This window comes from Paracoccus ferrooxidans (assembly GCF_029909815.1).
Lineage (GTDB): Bacteria > Pseudomonadota > Alphaproteobacteria > Rhodobacterales > Rhodobacteraceae > Paracoccus > Paracoccus versutus.
The window spans coordinates 799,284-818,803 of record NZ_CP038201.1; the positions used below are offsets into that span (position 1 = coordinate 799,284).

Annotated in this window: 14 protein-coding genes; 5 read left to right on the top strand and 9 right to left on the bottom strand. The window is 68.9% G+C overall.

Annotation, left to right across the window (positions count from 1 at the left end):
- Complete coding sequence (gene fahA, locus E3U26_RS16880; RefSeq protein ID WP_499106110.1) at positions 1-1,218, bottom strand: fumarylacetoacetase; 1,218 nt, start codon at positions 1,216-1,218, stop codon at positions 1-3.
- 67 nt (positions 1,219-1,285) lie between these two features.
- The gene (locus tag E3U26_RS16885) at positions 1,286-1,960 is read right to left on the bottom strand and encodes a TetR/AcrR family transcriptional regulator (RefSeq protein ID WP_499106111.1); all 675 of its coding nucleotides are present in this window, start codon (positions 1,958-1,960) and stop codon (positions 1,286-1,288) included.
- Between the two features lie 181 nt (positions 1,961-2,141).
- Between E3U26_RS16885 and E3U26_RS16890 the strand changes: the two genes are divergently transcribed.
- Entirely contained in the window at positions 2,142-2,498 is a 357-nt protein-coding gene (locus tag E3U26_RS16890; protein ID WP_499106112.1) for a cupin domain-containing protein, read from the top strand.
- 10 nt (positions 2,499-2,508) lie between these two features.
- On the opposite strand, the gene E3U26_RS16895 is transcribed toward E3U26_RS16890, so the two are convergent.
- Complete coding sequence (locus E3U26_RS16895) at positions 2,509-3,768, bottom strand: NAD(P)/FAD-dependent oxidoreductase (protein ID WP_499106113.1); 1,260 nt, start codon at positions 3,766-3,768, stop codon at positions 2,509-2,511.
- A 235-nt stretch (positions 3,769-4,003) separates the two neighbouring features.
- On the opposite strand from E3U26_RS16895, the gene speB reads away from it, so the two are divergent.
- A complete protein-coding gene (gene speB / locus E3U26_RS16900) occupies positions 4,004-4,972 on the top strand; it encodes an agmatinase (RefSeq protein WP_499106114.1) in 969 nt (322 codons plus the stop codon).
- Between the two features lie 319 nt (positions 4,973-5,291).
- Positions 5,292-7,454 carry an esterase-like activity of phytase family protein gene (locus E3U26_RS16905; RefSeq protein WP_499106115.1) on the top strand — a complete coding sequence of 721 codons (2,163 nt, stop codon included), beginning with the start codon at positions 5,292-5,294 and terminating at the stop codon, positions 7,452-7,454.
- A gap of 205 nt (positions 7,455-7,659) precedes the next feature.
- Here E3U26_RS16905 and E3U26_RS16910 read toward each other — a convergent pair whose 3' ends face one another.
- From E3U26_RS16910 to E3U26_RS16935, 6 genes are all read right to left on the bottom strand, one after another.
- On the bottom strand, positions 7,660-9,771 hold the full coding sequence (locus E3U26_RS16910) for a 3'-5' exonuclease (protein ID WP_499106116.1): 2,112 nt from the start codon (positions 9,769-9,771) through the stop codon (positions 7,660-7,662).
- Positions 9,768-10,133 carry a response regulator transcription factor gene (locus E3U26_RS16915; protein ID WP_036757416.1) on the bottom strand — a complete coding sequence of 122 codons (366 nt, stop codon included), beginning with the start codon at positions 10,131-10,133 and terminating at the stop codon, positions 9,768-9,770. The genes E3U26_RS16910 and E3U26_RS16915 overlap by 4 nt, the downstream gene beginning before the upstream one ends.
- Positions 10,130-12,829: an ATP-binding protein gene (locus E3U26_RS16920; RefSeq protein ID WP_499106117.1), complete on the bottom strand. Its 2,700-nt coding sequence runs from the start codon at positions 12,827-12,829 to the stop codon at positions 10,130-10,132. Before E3U26_RS16920 ends, E3U26_RS16915 begins: the two co-directional genes overlap by 4 nt.
- Complete coding sequence (locus E3U26_RS16925) at positions 12,826-13,071, bottom strand: hypothetical protein (RefSeq protein WP_140847548.1); 246 nt, start codon at positions 13,069-13,071, stop codon at positions 12,826-12,828. Before E3U26_RS16925 ends, E3U26_RS16920 begins: the two co-directional genes overlap by 4 nt.
- Positions 13,068-14,516, bottom strand: a complete 1,449-nt coding sequence (locus tag E3U26_RS16930; protein ID WP_240540615.1) for a putative nucleotidyltransferase substrate binding domain-containing protein — start codon at positions 14,514-14,516, stop codon at positions 13,068-13,070. Before E3U26_RS16930 ends, E3U26_RS16925 begins: the two co-directional genes overlap by 4 nt.
- A gap of 240 nt (positions 14,517-14,756) precedes the next feature.
- A complete protein-coding gene (locus E3U26_RS16935; RefSeq protein WP_072461197.1) occupies positions 14,757-16,079 on the bottom strand; it encodes an MFS transporter in 1,323 nt (440 codons plus the stop codon).
- A 218-nt stretch (positions 16,080-16,297) separates the two neighbouring features.
- On the opposite strand from E3U26_RS16935, the gene cyoA reads away from it, so the two are divergent.
- Both cyoA and cyoB read left to right on the top strand, forming a co-directional pair.
- The gene (gene cyoA, locus E3U26_RS16940) at positions 16,298-17,500 is read left to right on the top strand and encodes a ubiquinol oxidase subunit II (RefSeq protein WP_072461196.1); all 1,203 of its coding nucleotides are present in this window, start codon (positions 16,298-16,300) and stop codon (positions 17,498-17,500) included.
- A 13-nt stretch (positions 17,501-17,513) separates the two neighbouring features.
- Entirely contained in the window at positions 17,514-19,520 is a 2,007-nt protein-coding gene (gene cyoB, locus E3U26_RS16945; RefSeq protein ID WP_036757402.1) for a cytochrome o ubiquinol oxidase subunit I, read from the top strand.

Here is a 19,520-nt window from a genome sequence, read left to right on the forward strand (position 1 = left end):
TCATGGCCGGGCCGGCAGGATGCGGCCGGTGCAGGGGCCGAAGCCGATGCGATAGCCCGCGCCCTGCGCATGGGCGAAAAGCCCGATCTCGTCGCCATCCTCGATGAAGCGGCGCGGCGCGCCATTGACCGTCACCGGCACCTGGCCGCCCTCGGTCATTTCCAGCAGGGCGCCGGCCTGGTCGCGGCCCGGCCCCGAAATCGTGCCCGAGCCCAGCAGGTCGCCGACCCGCATCGGGCAGCCGGAACTGGTGTGATGCGCCAGTTGCTGCGCGCTGGAGTAATACATGACGTTGTAATTCGTCCGCGCCATGACCTGCCCGTTCATGGTCCAGCCGATCTCCAGGTCGTAAAGCCCCGGCCGCTTTTCCTGCAGATAGGGCAGCAGCGGGTTCTCCCGCGGCGCGCCGGCGCAGCGGAACGGCTCCAGCGCCGCCTGCGGCACGATCCAGGCGCCGATGGTGGTGCCAAGCGCCTTGGACTGGAACGGGCCCAGCGGCTGGTATTCCCAGGCCTGGATGTCGCGCGCCGACCAGTCGTTGAGCAGCACATAGCCGAAGATCATCCGCTCGGCATCCTCGACGCCGATCCGCTGGCCCATCTCGCTGTCCGCGCCGACGATGGCCCCCAGCTCAAGCTCCAGGTCCAGCCGGCGGCAGGGCGCCCATTCGGGACCGTTCTCGCCCCGGACCTGGCCCATCGGCCGCCGGATCGGCGTACCCGAGACCACGACCGAGGACGCCCGGCCATTATAGCCGATGGGCATATGCGTCCATTGCGGCGGCAGGGCGTTCTCGGGTCCGCGGAACAGCGCGCCGACGTTGAAGGCATGGTGGCGCGAGGCGTAGAAATCGGTGAACTCGGAGACCCGGATCGGCAGGTGCATCTGCGCATCAGACATGGCGACCAGCGGCAGGTCGCCCTCGGCCCCCTCGGCCAGCAGCGCGGTCAGCCGGGCGCGCACCGCGTCCCATTGCCCCCGCCCCAAGGCCATGAACCCGTTCAGCCGCGGCTGCGAGAACGTGCCGCCCGCATCCAGCAGCCCGCGCGCCTCGCATGCGGCCAGGTCCAGGATCATGTCGCCGATGGCCACGCCGCAGCGCAGCGCGCTGCCCTGGGTGGAAAACACGCCGTAGGGCAGGTTCTGGATGGGAAAATCGCATCCCGCGCCATTCGCCGCCGCCACCCGGCTGCGCAACGGCCTGTCCGCCGCCGGCATCCTCCGCCTCCTGCCGTCCCGGCCGTCTTCGCCCCCGGTCCCGGCGGCACGGCCTGCATCATTGCTATCAGCTTTCGGCCCGGTCGCAACCGGCTTCCGCGCGGCCGCCCTGGGGATCGCCCCGGCCCATCCCGTCGCGCCCCGTCCGGGCCGGCCCGAGATAGCGGTCCAGGATCGCATCCGCGATCTCGGCCACCGTGGCGCGCGCGGCGGCGGGATCGGCGCCGACGATGTCGTAAAGCGCGATCATCGCCTCGGTGCCTGTCGCCGTCGACAGCGCCCGGACCAGCGCCTGCCGCCGCGCCGCCGCCAGCCCGCCGCCATCCTCCTGCAAGGCCCGTTCATACAGCGCCACGCGGCGGGCGCCGCGCATCTGCGGCCGTGCTGCATCCTCGGGCGACCATGCGGCCAGCGTCATGGCGACGAATTGCCGGAACCGCGCCTCGTGGCTGGTCGAGAGGTCGAAGATATACAGGCTGATCGCCCTGAGCCTCTGGCGCAGGTCGGCCGCGCCGGCCACGATTTCCTCATAGGGCTTTACCGCGATGTCCAGCCCCGCCTCGGCCACCAGCATCGCGGGGTCGGAAAAATAGCGATAGGCCGTCGCCCTGGATATGCCGTGAAGCCCGGCGGCGGCCGCCACCGTCACCGGCTTGCCCTGGCGCATCAGTTCCCGCGCTCCTTCGAGGATCGCGCGCCGCGTGCGCTGCTTTTGTGCCGTCCGGCCCTTGCCTGCCTGCATGGCTTATCCTTCATGAGACTATTATCTTATTACGGGATCAGAGCATCATCATGGCAGATGCGGCTCAACAGGACGGCTGCCATGACCAGCAGGCCCCGGAAATACAATGTCCTGAACATCTTCATGACCTTCCACGCCTTCCCGGACGAGGTGCAGGACCGCTATTGCCTTTGTTGAATGCGTGGTTCCGGACGGCGCCGGCGCACCGCCCAACCATCATGCCGGCGAGACCGAGGCCTTCTTTGTCCTCGAGGGGCAGGTGGGCTTCATGATCGACGGGCAGGAGCGGTTGGCCGGGCCCGGCGATTTCGTCCCGATCCCGGACGGCGCCGTCCACGCCTTCAAGGCGGTGGGCGAGGCGCCGGCGCGGATGCTGATCCTGAACGCGCCGGGCCGGATGCACCAGCAGTTCTTCACCGGCATCGGCCAGGCGCTGCCCGAGGATTTCAACGGCCTGCCGACCCCGAACGAGCCCGACATCCCCGCCGTCCTGGCCACCGCGGCCACGGCGGGCATGACGATCCTGCCCCTGACCTGAGGGGCCGCGCCTAGCGGTGCCCGGCCTCGCGCTGGGTGATCAGCCGGGCCGAGTTCTGCCGGGACAGGAACGCCCACAGCCAGCTCAGCGCCACGAACAGCCGCGAGCGGGTGCCGATCAGGAAATAGATATGGGCGATGCCCCAGACCCACCAGGCGAACCAGCCGGTCATCTTGAAGCGGCCGAACTCGATCACCGCCGCGTTGCGCCCGATGGTCGCCAGGTTGCCCATGTCGCGATAGCGGAAGGCACCCGGCGGCGGCTTGCCCGCAAGCCTTGCGCGGATGGTCCGGGCCGCGTGCTTGCCCTGCTGCTTGGCCGCCGGCGCGACACCCGGCACCGCGCGGCCGCCGGATTCGACATGCGCCGTATCGCCCAGGACGAAGATCGCGGGGTCGCCGGGCAGGGTCAGTTCGGGCGTCACCACGACGCGGCCGGCGCGGTCCGCCTCGGCCCCCAGCCAGTCATGGGCGCGCGAGGCCTGCACCCCCGCCGCCCAGATCACCGTGCGGGCCGGGATGAAGCGGCCGTCCAGCACGATCCCGCTGTCCGAGCATTCGGTGACGGGTGCGCCCGTCATCACCTCGACGCCGCGCCGCTTAAGCGCGCGCGTCGCATAGGCCGAGAGCCTGTCGCTGAAGGCGGGGAGGATGCGCGGTCCGGCCTCGATCAGCAGGATGCGGGCCTGCCGGGTGTCGATGCGGCGGAACTCGGCCGGCAGGATGCGATGCGCCAGCTCGGCGATGATGCCGACCAGCTCGACCCCGGTCGGTCCGGCGCCGATGACGGCAAAGGTCAGCAGCGCCTGCCGCTCGGCCGGATCCCCGGTCAGCTCGGCGCGCTCGAAGGCCAGCAGCAGGCGGCGGCGGATCGTGGTCGCATCCTCCAGCGTCTTGAGCCCCGGCGCATCGGCTTCCCACTGGTCCTTGCCGAAATAGGCGTGGCGGGCGCCGGTGGCGACGACCAGCGTGTCATAGGGCACGCGCTCGCCATTCTTCAGGACGACCTCGCGTGCGGCCCGGTCGATGCCTTCCACCGTGGCCAGCAGCGTGGTCACGTCCTTTCGCTCGCGCATCAGCGCACGGATCGGCCAGGCGATGTCCGAGGTCGCCAGCAGCGTCGTCGCCACCTGGTAGAGCAGCGGCTGGAACAGGTGATGGTTGCGCCGGTCGATCAGGGTGATGGCGCAACCCGCGCCCTTCAGCCCCAGCACCACCTGCAGCCCGGCAAAGCCGGCACCAATGACGACGACCCGGTGTTTCATGGGCATGACTCCGCTGCCAAGGACGCGCGGCCGCGATCCCGGCCTGGGGATCGTCGGGTCGCGTGGGCGCAAACGGGCAAGGGCCGTTTCGAAGCACCTGCCGACCCAAGGTCGCAGGGCCCCAGGTTGCACCAGCCTTGACGCGGGGGGCAAGGGCCTTCCGGCGGTGATCCGGTTTGCCAAACCCCGCCGGCCCGCCGCATCATGCGCCCGACCCCGCCATCCAGCCATCGGAGCCACCATGCCCAAACCCCTGCACGAACCCGTCGACGCCGCCCTGATCCCGCGCTTTGCCGGGCATGCGACCTTCATGCGCCTGCCGGCCGTCGCCAGCGCCGAGGGGCTCGACGTCGCGCTGCTGGGCATTCCCTGGGACGGCGGCACCACCAACCGCGCCGGCGCCCGCCACGGCCCGCGCGAGGTGCGCAACCAGTCCAGCCTGATCCGCCGCGTCCATCCCGTGACCGGCATCGCCCCCTATGAGCGGCTGGCCGTGGCCGATGTGGGCGACCTGGCGGTCCAGCCCATCGACCCCGCCGCGGCGCTGCGCCAGATCGAAGAGGGCATCGCCCGGATCTGCGCCCAGGGCGCCCTGCCGCTGAGCGTCGGCGGCGACCACCTGACCACGCTGCCGGTGCTGCGCGCGATCCGCAAGGCCGACCCCGCCCGCGGCCCCCTGGGGCTGGTGCAGTTCGACGCCCATTCCGATACCGCCGACCGCTATTTCGGCGACAACCCCTATACCCACGGCACGCCCTTTCGCCGCGCCATAGAAGAGGGCGTGCTGGACCCCCGGCGCATGGCGCAGATCGGCATCCGCGGCTCGGTCTATGCCCCCGACGAGCATCAATGGGCCAGGGACCAGGGCGTGCGCATCATCACCATCGAGGAATTCGCCCACCGCGGCCCGGACGCGGTGATGGCCGAGGTCCGCGCCCTGATGGCCGGTGCGCCGGCCTATGTCACCTTCGACATCGACGGCATCGACCCCTCGATGGCGCCGGGCACCGGCACGCCCGAGATCGGCGGCTTCACCACGCGCGAGGCGCAGGCGATGCTGCGCGGCCTGGCCGGGCTGCATATCGTCGGCGCCGACGTGGTCGAGGTCTCGCCGCCCTTCGACATCGGCGGCATCACCGCGCTGACCGGCGCGACGGTGCTGTTCGAACTGCTTTGCGTGCTGGCAGAGAACCGGGCCGAGGTCGGCTGAACGCCGGCGCGGCGATTTTCTGGCGCGACTGTGCGCCGGCGCACACACGGCCGGCCCAACGATGATGCCACGGCACATTTCATCGTCAACGCAGCCCCTGTTACCCCTTTTTCCTGCATCACCGGCGTTTCCAAACCGTTCGACCCGACCCAGGGCCCGCCCCGCTCCGACCCCGTAGCGGGGCTTTTCCCTGTTCGGGCGGCCGCCTCGCGCATCCGCGCGGCAAATGCCCGGAATGACATGAAACTGTCCGCCATCCGTAACCGGACCGTTGCATGCCGGTCCTAGCGTCCGCGCGATCCGCATCTCAGGAGTTGCCATGACCGCCCGCCTGCTTTCCGCCGCCTCGATGCTTGCGCTTCTTGCCGGCCCCGCGCTTTCCGACAGCTTCAACCGCATCGCCTCGTTCCCGGTCGTCGCCAACATGGCCGGGGACGAGGACAGGGGGCGCCCTTCCTCGGCCGAGATCATCTCGGCCTCGCCCGACGGGATGACGCTGATCTATACCGACAGCCCGCTGGGCGTGGTCGGGCTGATCGACATCAGCGACCCCAGGGCGCCGAAGCCGCTGGGCAATGTCGCGCTGAATGGCGAGCCGACGACCGCCCATATCATCGGCACGCGGGCCTTCGTCGGCGTGAACACCTCGGAAAACCATGCCAACCCCTCGGGGCGGCTGGCCGTGATCGACCTGCAAGGCGCGGCCGAGGTCGCCTCCTGCGACCTGGGCGGCCAGCCGGATTCGGTGGCGGTGGCGCCGGACGGCAGCTTCCTGGCCGTGGCGATCGAGAACGAGCGCGACGAGGAGGCGGGCGACGGCGGCCTGCCGCAGATGCCCGCCGGTTTCCTGGTCAGGCTGCCGGTCCGCGACGGCGCGCCCGATTGCGCGGCAATGCAGCGGATCGACCTGACCGGCCTGGCCGAGATCGCCCCCGAAGACCCCGAGCCCGAGTTCGTGGACATCAACGAGGCGGGCGAGATCGTCGTCACGCTTCAGGAAAACAACCACATCGCCGTCATCGGCGCCGACGGCACGCTGGCCGCGCATTTCCCGGCCGGCGCGGTCGCGCTGGAGAATGTCGATACCAGGACCGACGGCCGGCTGGACTTTACCGGCAAGACCGACCCGATCCCGCGCGAGCCCGACGGGGTGAAATGGATCGACGCCGACCATTTCGTCACCGCCAACGAAGGGGACTGGAAGGGCGGCTCGCGCGGCTTCACCATCTGGAACAAGGACGGCACGGTGGTTTACGAATCCGGCGCCACGCTGGAACATGCCATCGCCGAGATCGGCCACTACCCGGAAAAACGCTCGAAATCCAAGGGGGTGGAGATCGAAAGCGTCGAGTTCGCCCGCTTCGGCGAGACGCCCTATCTGTTCGTGCTGTCCGAACGCGCCTCGGTCGTGGCGGTCTATGACCTGACCGACCCGGCGGCACCGAAGCTGATGCAGATCCTGCCCTCGGGCATCTCGCCCGAAGGCGCGGTCGCCATTCCCGCGCGCAACCTGTTCGTCACCGCCAACGAGGCCGACCTGGGCGAGGATGGCGCCGCACGGGCGCATGTGATGATCTTCGAGCGCACGGATGCGGAACCGGCCTATCCGATGCTGACCTCGGCCGGGTCGGACGGGTTGATCGGCTGGGGCGCGCTTGGCGCGCTGGCCTCGGCCCCTGGGCGGGCGGACCGGCTGTTCGCCGCCTCGGACAGCGTCTATGCGGCCATGCCCTCGATCTACGAGATCGACACCGGCGCGAAACCGGCGCGGATCGTCGGGCAGACCATCGTCACCCGCGGCGGCGATCCGGCGCAGAAGCTCGACATCGAGGGGCTGACCTCGGATGGCGAGGGCGGCTTCTGGCTGGCGAACGAGGGGGATGCGGCCAAGCTGGTGCCCCATGCCATCCTGCATGTGAACGAGGCTGGCGAGATCACCAGGGAAATCGCCCTGCCCGCCGAACTGCTGGCGCACCAGACCCGCTTCGGCGCGGAAGGCATCGCCAAGCTGGGCAACGTGCTGTGGGTCGCGATGCAGCGGGAATGGGGCGACGATCCGCAGGGGCAGGTCAAGCTCCTGGCCTATGACCTCGACGCCGGGGAATGGGGCGCGGTGCGCTATCCGCTGGAATCGAAGGGCGAGGGCTGGATGGGCCTGTCGGAAATCGCGGTAAAGGGCGAGCATGCCTATGTCATCGAGCGCGACAACCTGATCGGCGACAAGGCGACGGTGAAGAAGATCTTCCGCGTGGCGCTGGCCGATTTGCAGCCGGCCCCGCTGGGCGGCGATCTGCCCCTCGTCGCCAAGGAAGAGGTGCGCGACCTGATCCCGGACCTGCGCGCGCTGACCAACGGCTATGTGGTGGACAAGGTCGAGGGGCTGGCCTTCGACGCGCAGGGCGATGCCTGGGTCGTGACCGACAATGACGGCGTGGACGACAGTTCGGGCGAGACGCTGCTGTGGAACCTGGGCGCGCTGTAATCCCACGCGCGCCATCGGCAGGGCCGGTGGCGGCCCTGCCCGCTAACAGGCCGCTGAAAAAGGATTTTGAAAGGGCGACGCAGCGGAAATCGTTCTGGAGCCAGCTGATATCGGCCCGAAAATGGGGCGTTTTCGGCAAGTTTGAGGCGGATTTCCCGGTTCCCCGCCCGCGCTGTCCTGTCGCAAGGACTTTTTCAGCAGCCCGCTAATACCGCAGCCGGGCGTAATAGGAATGCTCGGCCGCCTCGCGCGCCTGGCCCAGGGTGACGATGCCCCGCGCCTTCAGCAGCGGCAGCAGGCGCAGGAACACCTCGGCCGTCACCAGCGCATCGCTCAGTGCGTTGTGGCGCTGGGTGATCTCGACCCCCAGCCGCGCCGCGATGGCCTCGAGCGAATGCGAGGGCTCGTGCGGCTGGGCGATGCTGGCCAGCAGCAGCGTGTCCAGCACCGGCTGGTCGAAGCGCAGCCCGGTCGCCGCCTCTTTCATCTGCAAAAAGCGCATGTCGAAGGCAACGTTATGGCCGACCAGCACCGTGTCCGAGGCATAGGCGTGGAATGCCGGCAGCACCGCGGCGATGCGGGGCTGGCCCTGCACCATCTCGGGGCGGATGCCGTGATAGGGGATGGATTCGGGCGGGATCTCGCGCCCCGGATCGACCAGCTGGTCGAAACGCTCGCCGCGCAGCATCTTGCCGTTCAGGATGCGCAGCGCGCCGATCTGGATGATCTCGTCGCCCTGCGCCGGGTTCAGGCCCGTCGTCTCGGTGTCGAAGACGGTATAGCTCAGCCGCTCCAGCGGCTGGTCGTCCAGCGAGCGGCTGGAATCGCTGGCCGCGAACAGGTCGAAATCATAGAACTCCGGCCGCGGCTCCAGCGCCTCGGCCTCGGGCCCGGCCGAGGCGGTGGGCAGCAGGAAGCGGAAAAACGACAGGCCCGCCGGGCGGTCCTGCTCCAGCCACAATTCGCCGCCATGCCGCTCGGCGATGTCGCGGGCGTTGGCGTCGGCGATGCCATGCGCGCCCGAGGCCGCGTCGAGCGGCCAGACCAGGTCCAGATGCGCCCAGCCCGGCGTGGCGGCGGGTGCCAGCCGCAGGGTCAGCGGCGGCATGCCCTGCGGCCCGGCCAGCTGCCCCGCCAGCGCGCCAAGCGCCTGGATCAGCGAGAAACTGTCCAGCCGCAGCCACAGGCCGCCGTCGGCGCTTTCCACCTTGGCCACCCGGCCGGTCTGCGCCAGCACATGCTGCGCCGCCGCCGCCAGAAGGTCGTCGCCCAGCATCTCCTGCAGGGGCCAGCGGGTCAGGATCTCTTGCGAGGTATCGGCGGTCATCGCCGCCAGCCGCTGGCCCATGGCCGCCACCTCGTCGCGGACGATGGCGTGGAAGCCGTCGCGCTCGGCCGGTTCCAGGTCGGGATAGTCCAGCATGTCCAGCGCCGCCTGCATATTGGCCAGCGAGGCGCGGCTGGCCTCGGTCAGCTCGGTCAGGCGGCGGTCGCGGCGGGACTGGGCGGCATAATCCTGGGTGATGTCGTCAAGCAGCAGCACATAGCCGCTGATCGCCCCCGCCTGCGGCCGCACCGGCGCCAGCACGACATGCAAAAGGCTGCCGGTGGGCGTGGTGGTGACGAATTGCGCCGAAACCGCTGCCTCGCCGCGCGCGATATGGCGGTCCACCGTCTCGCGCGCATGGTCGATCAGGGCGCGGTCGATGACGGCATGGATCGAGCGGCCCAGCCCGATCGCCTCGGCCCCGCCGGCAAGCTGCCCGCCCGAGACGCGGTGGAACAGCCCGCGCGCATGGTCGTTGTACAGCAGGATGCGGCCGTCGAGGTTGCAGACCACGACGCTTTGGCGCAGCTCGGCCATCAGCGCGCCCAGCTGGTCGCGTTCCTGCGCCACCTTCTGCTGCGCCTCGGCCACTAGCCGGGCCATGTCGGTCCGCAGGGTCTGGCGCTGGTCGGCCAGCCGGTTCACCGCATCGGCCAGTGCGGCCAGGGCAGGGGTGCCGGCCGCCTCCAGCCGCGGCGCATCGGCATTGTCGGCCAAGAGCCGCGCCGCATCGGCCAACCGCGCCGGGGCCTCGACATGGCGGGCATGAAGCCGCGCCGCCGCCCAGCCCGCCAGCGCCGCACCGGCCAGCCACCAGCCGAACAGGATCGCGCCGCTGGCCTGCAGCGCCGGGCCCAGGGCGGCGGCCAGCCCGCCGCGCAGCCCCAGGGGCAGCGAGGCATGGAACAGCCCCACGCCCAGCAGCGCCCAAAGCGCCAGCGCCAGCCCCGGCGCGACGGCAAGCAGAAGGCGGCGCGGCACGGGCTTCATGCCAGCATCTCGCGGATGCGGACGATCAGCTCGCGGGTCGAGAAGGGTTTCGTCACATAGGCGTCCGCCCCCGCCCCCATGCCGCGGGCGATGTCGGTGTCGCGGCCCTTGGCGGTCAGCATCAGGATGCGGATGCCCGACAGGTCGGGATCGGCGCGCACCGCCTCGCAGACCTCGAAGCCGCTCAGCCCCGGCATGGCCGCGTCCAGCAGCACCAGCCGCGGCCGCTCGCCCCGGATCATCGCCAGCGCCTGGGTGCCGTCGGGGGCGACCAGCACCTCGTAGCCTTCGCGTTTCAGCATGAAGGACAGCGACACGACGATATTCGGCTCGTCATCCGCGATCAGCACCCTATCCGTCATCGGACCCTCCCTTGCTGCGAAAGCGGCAGGCTGAAGGCAAAGCACGCCCCCTGCCCCGGCTGGCTGTCCAGCCACATCCTGCCGCCCAGATTAACCACGATCTGCCGGCTGATCGGAAGCCCGAGCCCGGTGCCCGGCGGGCGGTTGCCGGCCTCGCCGCCCTGGCGGAACTTGTCGAAGACGGCGGCCTGGTCCTCGGGCGCGACGCCGGGGCCGTTGTCGCGCACCGTGACCACCAGCTCGTCGCCCTGCTGGCGCAGGGCGACCTCGACCCGGCCGCGGTGCTCGGGGACGAATTTCGCGGCATTCGACAAAAGGTTGACCAGCACCTGCGTCAGCCGGTCGGGATCGGCCAGCACCATCGGCACCTGCTCGGGCAGGTCCAGCACCACCTCGGCCCCGCGTTCGCGGAACAGCTCGGCGGTGGAACGCAGCGCGGCGACGATCAGCGCCTTCATGTCCACGTCGGTATTGTGCCATTCGGCCATGCCGGATTCGATCTTGGCCAGGTCCAGCACCTGGTTGACCAGCCGGCTCAGCCTTTCGCTTTCGGACAGGATGATGGCCAGGAACTCCTCGCGCTCGGCCGGCTGGATGTCGGGCGTGTCCAGCATCAGCTCGGTCAGCGCCCGGATCGAGGTCAGGGGCGTGCGCAATTCATGCGTGACCGAGGACATGAAGTCGTCCTTGAGCTGGTCCAGGCTCTTCAGCTTTTCATTGGCGGCGCGCAGCTCGACCGTCGCCTCCTCAAGCTCGCGGGCATAGGTGCGCACCTGCGACGCCTCGTCGATGATCTCCAGCACGTCGCCCAGGCTCAGCGGTTCCTCTTGCGCCACTGATTCGACCATGACGCGGGCCGAGGCGGTGCCGATGGCGCCGGCGATCTGGCGCTCGACCCGGTCCACCAGCCGGGCATCGGCGGTCAGGCTGTCCAGCGCGGTGCCGGTCTCGCGCGCGTGGTCGCGAAACAGCGCCTCGGCCCGCGCGGCGCCCAGGAAGCGGCCGGCCAGCCGGCGCAGATCCTCGGGCCGCGCCCGGCCGCGCCAGAAGACCGGCTGCGCCTCGCCGCGCTGGAACACCTCGACGAACAGCAGCGCCTGGCTGGCCTCGCGCGCCGAGGCGCGGCCGGCAAGCGACAGGCCGACGTAAAGCGAGACGTTGACCAAGAGGCTCCAGAACAGCGAATGCGTCAGCTCGTCAAAGCCCGTCAGCCCGAACAGCCGCTGCGGCGCCAGGAAGGCCAGGCCGAAGGGGCCGTCCAGGAACCCGCCCGGAATCCAGCCCGAGCGCGCCAGCGACGGCAGCATGAGCGTATAGGCCCAGACCAGCGAGCCGCCGATCAGCCCGCCAAGCGCGCCCCCCCGCGTCGCGCCGCGCCAATACATGCCGCCCAGAAGCGCCGGGGCGAATTGCGCCACCGCGGCAAAGCTGATCAGCCCGATCGAGACCAGCGCATAAGCCTCGCCCGCGACGCGGAAATACAGATAGCCCAGCAGCAGCACCAGCAGGATCGCGGCCCGGCGGATGTTCAGCAAAAGCTGCGTCAGGTCGCCCCCGGTGCGGGCAAAGCGGCCGCGGCTCAGCAGCGCGGGCATCACCAGGTCGTTGCAGACCATGGTCGAGACGGCGACCGTCTCGACGATGATCATGCCGGTCGCCGCCGAAAGCCCGCCCAGATAGGCCAGCAGCGCCAGCCATTCCGCGCCCTGCGACAGGGGCAGCGTCAGCACATAGCTTTCCGCCCCCGCCCCGCCGTCGCCAAAGATCAGCATCCCGCCGATGGCGATGGGCAGCACGAAGATGTTGATCAGCAGCAGATAGGCCGGGAACTGCCACGAGGCGGGCAGGATATGGCGTTCGTTCACGCATTCCACCACCATCATCTGGAACTGGCGCGGCAGCAGCACCACCGACAGCATCGACAGCAGCGTCAGCGTGAACCATTGCGCGCCCTGGAAGCCCTGGAACCCCTGGCCGCCCAGCTGCAACAGCGCGGCGATGTCGGGCTGGGCCTGCGCCCGCGCCCAGATGTCGCCCATGCCGCCGAAAAGCCCGTAGGTGACGAAGACGCCCACCGCCAGGAAGGCCGCAAGCTTGACCGCGGATTCGAAGGCGATGGCGGCGACCATGCCCTCGTGCCGCTCGGACAGGTCCAGGTGGCGGGTGCCGAAGACCACGGCGAAGCCGGCCAGGGACAGCGCCATGTAAAGCGTGCCGTCGCGCCACCAGGCCGCATCGGCCGGGCCGGGACCGCCGGTCAGCGCCTCGTAGCCGGCCGAGACCGCCTTCAGCTGCAAGGCGATATAGGGCAGGATGCCAACCACGGTGATCAGCGTCACCAGCGCCGCCAGCAGCGGGCTCTTGCCATAGCGGCTGGCGATGAAATCCGCGATCGAGGTGATGCGGTAGCTGCGGGCGATGCGCACCATCTTGCGCAGCACCACCCAGGCCAGCAGCATGGCCAGCATGGGGCCCAGGTAGATCGGCAGAAACCACACCCCGCCCGAGGCGGCGCGGCCGACGCTGCCGAAATAGGTCCAGGCCGAGCAATAGACCCCCCAGGACAGCGCATAGACCAGGCTGTTGTCGATCAGCGAACGCCCCTGGCCGGCGCGGCGGTCGCCATGCGCCGCCACCGCCACCAGCAACAGCAGGTAGCCAAAGGATACCGCAAGGACCAGGGCGGGCTGGATCATCCGTCCCTCTCCCCGGCGTCCGGCGGCTCCTTGGCGCCCCGCCCGGCGCGCGGCGCGCTGACCCAGGCCAGGGCGGCGATCAGCCCGGCCCAGATCACGAACAGCGCCACCGGCAGAAGCGGCAGGCCAAGCACCGTCAGCGGCTGGTCCCAGATCAGCAACAGCGGAAAGTTCAGCAGCAGGAAGCCGGCGCCGCACAGCGCCAGCAGCACCTCGGGGCGGGGACCGTCGCGCCGCCTCATAGCAGGTCCAGCCGGTAATGCTGGCCCAGCCATTGCTTGAAATCGCGCACGATGTTCAGCGAATCGCGCAGGGCCTGGCGGTCCAGCCGGCCCAGGTCGGCGGGGCGGATGCTGTTGTCGGGAGGCTGGCCGCGGGCGATCTGCGCCAGGTTGCCGTCCAGCTTCAGCGCCATCATGCAATGCAGCGCGTCGGCCAGGTCGCGGGCCAGCCCGGCGTCGATGCGCCCCGCCCCGGCCAGCGCCTGCAAGCGGGCGCGGGTGCCGGTGGCGGCGACGCCATATTCCAGCGCCAGCGCGCGGGTGCCATGCACGACCGGGAAGATGCCCAGCTTCTTGAGGTCGATCTCGGCCGCCTCGGGTCCGCGCATCCCCGGCAGGCGGCGCCACCAGCCGCCCTCGGCCCCGCTGTCGAACTGCCGGATCGCGGCGGCGAAGCGGGCGTGGAAGCTGTCGCTGCCGGTCAGGATGCGCCGCAGCCGGTCCTGCACCGCGGCCAGCAGCCCTTCGTCCCCCGCCACCGCCGCGGCATCCAGGAAGATCGCCAGGTTCATCGGCCCCTCGGGGTCGCCGCCATGGACCCAGTCGCGGATGGTGTCGCCAAAGGCCTGCACGCTTTGGCACCACAGCGGCCGGCTCAGCATGATGCCGCCGGGACAGGGCGGATAGCCGAAGGAGATCAGCGCCTCGGTGAAGGCCTGCGTCACCCGGTCAAGCCCGTCGAAGCTGAAATCGTCGCGCAGGATCAGGGCGTTGTCCTGGTCGGTGCGGATGATCTGCTCGGACCGGCCCTCGCTGCCCATGACGATCAGGCAGCTGTTCTCGCGCAGCGCCTGCGGCGCCAGCATCTGCCACAGCCGGCGAAAGATCTGCCGGTTCAGCCCGCCGACCAGCCCGGCGATGACCTCGATGCGCACGCCGTCCTCGTTCAGCACGCGGATCAGCGCCTCGACCTGGGCGGCGGGCCGGGCCAGTTCGGCCGGGCTGGTCGCCCGCGCGATCTCGGCCGAGACCAGATGCGACTGGTTGGCCAGGAAACCCATCAGGTCCAGCTGGCTGAGGATGCCCACCACCTCGTCCGCCTCGCGCACCAGGACGCGGTGGATGCGGTGGCGCAGCATCATCATCATCGCGTCGAAGAGATCGTCGTCGATCGAGACCGAAAACGGGGTGAAGCTGGTGAAGTCGCGAACCTTCAGCGCCGCCGCCGGCGTCTCGCGCAGGATCGCCTGCACCAGGTTCGTGGTGGTGAAGATGCCCAACCGCGCGCCGTCCTGCACCAGCGCATCGGTGATGCCGCGCGCCGCCAGCTCGCGGCACAGCGTCAGCAGGTCGGTGTCGGCCGCGACGAAATGCGGCTTGCGCAGGATGGCGTCGCGCACCCGCGCGGTGACAAGCGTCACCATCTCGCGCTGCTCATGGCGCTGCGCGCGCTCGGCAGCGGTCATGGCCAGCATCCCCGCAGCCCGGCGAATACGCGCCAAGCCGCTGCATCAGAGGAATCGCGCATGGATTCTCTGCCCCCTCCCAACCTTGCGACCGCGCCCGGCGCAGCCTTTTCGGGGCTGCGACGGGCGCCATTCCGGCGTTCCTCCTGCTCGCAATACCTTGATAAGCCTAAGCCCAGGGATTGCACAACATCCTTGCCGCGGGTGGGGGTGCGGAAGGGCCGAGGTCAGGGGTCGAAGTCAGGGGTCGATGGCGCGGAACTCCAGCTTGCCCGACAAGAGGATGGCCACGGTCGAGCAGATCGCGCCCGAAAGCAGGTAAAGCCCCGCGGCAGGCAGCCCGAGCCAGGTCGACAGCAGCAGCGCCGTCAGCGGCGCAAGGCCCGCGCCGAACATCCAGGCCAGGTCCGAGACGATGGCCGAGCCGGTATAGCGGTTGCGCGCCTCGAACAGCGACGCCACCGCGCCCGAGCTTTGCCCGAAGCTGAGGCCGAGGATGAAGAAGCCGGCGATCATGTAGACCAGCTCGCCGGTCTGGCCGCCGGACAGCAGCAAGGGCGCCAGCGCGGCAAAGCCGCCGATCAGCAGCGCGCCGACCAGCAGCAGGTTGCGCCGGCCGAAGCGGTCGGCCAGCCAGCCCGACAGCAGGATGGCCAGGATGCCGCCGGTCGCCGCCACCGCCTCGATGATCAGGAAGCTCAGAAGCGTCTCGTCGGTATAGAGATAGATCCAGGACAGCGGATAGACCGTGACCATGTGGAACATGGCAAAGCTGGCCAGCGGCACGAAGATGCCGATCAGGATCGCGCCGCCGTCCTCGCGCAGGGTCTTGCCGATGCGGGTGGGCTGGAGTTCGCGCGATTCGAACAGCTCGGCGAATTCCTCGGTCGCGACGATGCGCAGCCGCGCGAACAGCGCCACCACGTTGACCGAGAAGGCGACGAAGAACGGATAGCGCCAGCCCCAGTCCAGGAAATCCTGCGCCGTCAGGTTCGCCGCCAGATAGGCGAAGAGCAGGCTGGCGACGATCAGCCCGATGGGCGCGCCCAGCTGCGGCACCATGGCGTAGAAGCCGCGGCGGTGGCGCGGCGCGGTCAGCGCCAGCAGCGAGGGCATGCCGTCCCAGGCGCCCCCCAGCGCCAGCCCCTGCGCGATGCGCAGCATGGCCAGGATGACGACGGCCCAGCCGCCGACGTTCTCGTAGCTGGGGATCAGGCCCATGGCGACGGTCGCGGTCCCCATCAGGAACAGTGCCGCCGTCAGCTTGGTCACGCGGCCGTGGCGGCGGTCGATGCTCATGAACAGCGCGCTGCCCAGCGGCCGGGCGACGAAGGCCAGCGCCAGCAGCGCAAAGGACAGCAGCGTCCCGGTCAGCGGATCGGCGAAGGGAAAGATCCGCTGCGGAAAGACGATCACCGAGGCGATGGCGAAGACGAAGAAATCGAAGAATTCCGAGGTGCGCCCGATGATGACGCCCACCGCGACATCCGAGGGCGAAACCCGGTGGCGACCATGCGAGGACGGGGCCGATTGCACGGCGGGCGGGGAGGAGGTCGTGCTCATGTGTCGAGGAATCCGATGCGATGCAGATTCGTGCCGGGCACGGGCCAACCCGCCGCGGCGTTTCCGGCATCATAGCTGCCGCAAGCCAAAACTGAACTGTATAGGACAAAACGTCGCATGGCGGGTTTGACCTAGATCAAGGTAATTCGCCCCGTGCCATGTCGCGGCCCCGCGACTCAGCCGTCCGTCTCTGTCGCTCACCGACATCGGGTAGTCCAATGACCTGCATACGAAAATTCGCCCGCCTGCCATGGCTTGCATTGCTGATTCCGCTTGCCGCCTGCAAGGCCGAGGTGCTGGCGCCCGCCGGGGACGTGGCCGCGCGGCAGCGCGACCTGCTGGTGATCTCGACGCTGCTGATGCTGCTGATCATCGTGCCGGTGATGGTGCTGACCGTGGTCTTTGCCCGCCGCTACCGCGAAAGGAACAAGGACGCCGACTATCGGCCGGACTGGGACCATTCGACCAAGCTGGAATTCGTGATCTGGGCCGCGCCGCTGCTGATCATCATCACGCTGGGTGCGCTGACCTGGGTCGGCACGCATCTGCTGGACCCCTATCGCCCGCTGGACCGCATCGCGGCCGACCGGCCGCTGACCGAGGCGCACAGGCCCCTGCCGGTCCAGGTGGTGGCGATGGACTGGAAATGGCTGTTCATCTATCCCGAGCAGGGCATCGCCTCGGTCAACGAACTGGCCGTGCCGGTGGACCGGCCGGTCGAGTTCACGCTGACCTCGACCTCGGTGATGAACGCCTTCTACATCCCCGCGATGGCCGGCATGATCTATGCCATGCCGGGGATGGAGACCAAGCTGAACGGCGTCTTCAACAATCCCGGCGAATACAAGGGCATCGCCTCGCATTACTCGGGGCACGGCTTCTCGGGGATGCATTTCAAGGCGCATGCCACCGACGAGGCGGGCTTCGACGCCTGGGTCGAAAAGGCCCGCGCGGCCGGCGGCACGCTGGACCGCCCGCGCTACCTGGAGCTGGAGGCGCCCAGCGAGAACGTGCCGCCGATGTCCTTTGCCGAGATCGATCCGCAGCTGTTCCAGCGCATCGTCAACATGTGCGTCGAGCCGGGCAAGATCTGCATGGCCGAGATGATGGCGCTGGACGCGCAGGGCGGCACGGGGCTGGCCGGCACCATGAACGTGACGCAGCTGACCTATGACAAGGACCAGCGCCGCGGCACCCGCGCGCCGGTGCTGGGATGGGAGCCCTTCCAGGTCGCCTCGTTCTGCACGCCCGAGGATTCGGCGCTGATGTTCGGCAAATCGCCCGAGCTGGCGCGGGCGCCGGTGGACATGACGCCGATGCGCGGCCATGCGCTGGTGCCGCCGAAAGGGCCCTTCGCCCCCTCGCCCGACAATGCCGTCACGCTGCTGGACCCGGCCGAGGGCCGGGCGCAGAACTTCTGATCGGACGCAAAGCATGGCTACCTTTTCCAACGAGACCACCTTTCTTCTGGGCCGGCTGAACTGGGACGCGATCCCGAAGGAGCCGATCGTCTGGGCCACCTTCGTCGTCGTCGCCCTGGGCGGCATCGCGGGCCTGGCGGCGCTGACGAAATACCGGCTCTGGGGCTGGCTCTGGCGCGAGTGGTTCACCTCGGTCGACCACAAGAAGATCGGCATCATGTATATCGTGCTGGCGCTGATCATGTTCGTGCGCGGCTTTGCCGATGCGATCATGATGCGGCTGCAGCAGGTCTGGGCCTTCGGCGGCTCCGAGGGCTACCTGAACGCGCATCACTACGACCAGATCTTCACGGCGCATGGCGTCATCATGATCTTCTTCGTGGCGATGCCCTTCATCACCGGGCTGATGAACTATGTCGTGCCCTTGCAGATCGGCGCGCGCGACGTGTCCTTTCCGTTCCTCAACAACTTCTCGTTCTGGATGACGGTGGGGGGCGCGGTCATCACCATGGCCTCGCTGTTCCTGGGCGAGTTCGCGCAGACCGGCTGGCTGGCCTTTCCGCCGCTGTCGGGCATCGGCTACAGCCCCTGGGTCGGGGTGGACTATTACATCTGGGGCCTGCAGGTCGCCGGTGTCGGCACCACGCTGTCGGGCATCAACCTGCTGGTAACGATCCTGAAGATGCGGGCGCCGGGCATGACCATGATGCGGATGCCGGTCTTCACCTGGACCTCGTTCTGCGCCAACATCCTGATCGTCGCCTCGTTCCCGGTGCTGACCATGACGCTGATCCTGCTGACGCTGGACCGCTACGTGGGCACCAATTTCTTCACCAACGACCTTGGCGGCAATCCGATGATGTATATCAACCTCATCTGGATCTGGGGCCACCCCGAGGTCTATATCCTGATCCTGCCGCTGTTCGGGGTCTTTTCGGAAGTCACCTCGACCTTCTCGGGCAAGCGGCTGTTCGGCTATAGCTCGATGGTCTATGCCACGGTCTGCATCACGGTGCTGAGCTATCTGGTCTGGCTGCACCATTTCTTCACCATGGGCTCGGGCGCCTCGGTGAACTCGTTCTTCGGGATCACCACCATGATCATCTCGATCCCGACCGGGGCCAAGCTCTTCAACTGGCTGTTCACCATGTATCGCGGCCGCATCCGCTATGAGCTGCCGATGATGTGGACGGTCGCCTTCATGCTGACCTTCGTGATCGGCGGCATGACGGGCGTGCTGCTGGCGGTGCCGCCGGCCGACTTCGTGCTGCACAACTCGCTGTTCCTGATCGCGCATTTCCACAATGTCATCATTGGGGGCGTGCTGTTCGGCCTGTTTGCGGCCATCAACTTCTGGTGGCCCAAGGCCTTCGGCTTCAAGCTGGACGTGTTCTGGGGCAAGGTCTCGTTCTGGTTCTGGGTCGTGGGCTTCTGGGCCGCCTTCATGCCGCTTTACATCCTGGGCCTGATGGGCGTCACGCGGCGGCTGCGCGTCTTCGACGACCCGGACCTGCGGATCTGGTTCGCCATTGCCGCCTTCGGCGCGGTGCTGATCGCCTGCGGCATCGCGGCCATGTTCGTGCAGTTCGGCGTCTCGATCCTGCGCCGCGACCGGCCGGAATACCGCGATGTCAGCGGCGATCCCTGGGACGGGCGGACGCTGGAATGGGCGACCTCGTCGCCGCCGCCCGCCTATAACTTCGCCTTCAACCCGATCTCGCACGGGCTGGACAGCTGGTGGGAGATGAAGCAGCAGGGCGCCACCCGCCCGACCGGGGGCTACATGCCGATCCACATGCCGAAAAACACCGGCACCGGCGTGATCCTGGCCGCGCTGGCCACGGTCTGCGGCATGGCGCTGGTCTGGTATGTCTGGTGGCTGGCGGCGGCAAGCTTCCTGGGCATCGTCGCCGTGAGTATCGCCCATACCTTCAACTACAACCGCGACTATTACATCCCGGTCTCGGAAATCGAGGCGACCGAGGATGCCCGGACGCGCCAGCTTGCGCAGGGGGTTTGA

Bases quoted from the DNA above. Each gene is read 5' to 3' on its own strand.
- E3U26_RS16925 (WP_140847548.1), bottom strand. From the start codon at position 13,071: ATGAGGCGGCGCGACGGTCCCCGCCCCGAGGTGCTGCTGGCGCTGTGC.
- E3U26_RS16930 (WP_240540615.1), bottom strand. From the start codon at position 14,516: ATGACCGCTGCCGAGCGCGCGCAGCGCCATGAGCAGCGCGAGATGGTG.
- fahA (WP_499106110.1), bottom strand. From the start codon at position 1,218: ATGCCGGCGGCGGACAGGCCGTTGCGCAGCCGGGTGGCGGCGGCGAAT.
- E3U26_RS16915 (WP_036757416.1), bottom strand. From the start codon at position 10,133: ATGACGGATAGGGTGCTGATCGCGGATGACGAGCCGAATATCGTCGTG.
- speB (WP_499106114.1), top strand. From the start codon at position 4,004: ATGCCCAAACCCCTGCACGAACCCGTCGACGCCGCCCTGATCCCGCGC.
- cyoA (WP_072461196.1), top strand. From the start codon at position 16,298: ATGACCTGCATACGAAAATTCGCCCGCCTGCCATGGCTTGCATTGCTG.
- E3U26_RS16910 (WP_499106116.1), bottom strand. From the start codon at position 9,771: ATGAAGCCCGTGCCGCGCCGCCTTCTGCTTGCCGTCGCGCCGGGGCTG.
- E3U26_RS16935 (WP_072461197.1), bottom strand. From the start codon at position 16,079: ATGAGCACGACCTCCTCCCCGCCCGCCGTGCAATCGGCCCCGTCCTCG.
- E3U26_RS16905 (WP_499106115.1), top strand. From the start codon at position 5,292: ATGACCGCCCGCCTGCTTTCCGCCGCCTCGATGCTTGCGCTTCTTGCC.
- E3U26_RS16895 (WP_499106113.1), bottom strand. From the start codon at position 3,768: ATGCCCATGAAACACCGGGTCGTCGTCATTGGTGCCGGCTTTGCCGGG.
- E3U26_RS16920 (WP_499106117.1), bottom strand. From the start codon at position 12,829: ATGATCCAGCCCGCCCTGGTCCTTGCGGTATCCTTTGGCTACCTGCTG.
- E3U26_RS16885 (WP_499106111.1), bottom strand. From the start codon at position 1,960: ATGCAGGCAGGCAAGGGCCGGACGGCACAAAAGCAGCGCACGCGGCGC.
- cyoB (WP_036757402.1), top strand. From the start codon at position 17,514: ATGGCTACCTTTTCCAACGAGACCACCTTTCTTCTGGGCCGGCTGAAC.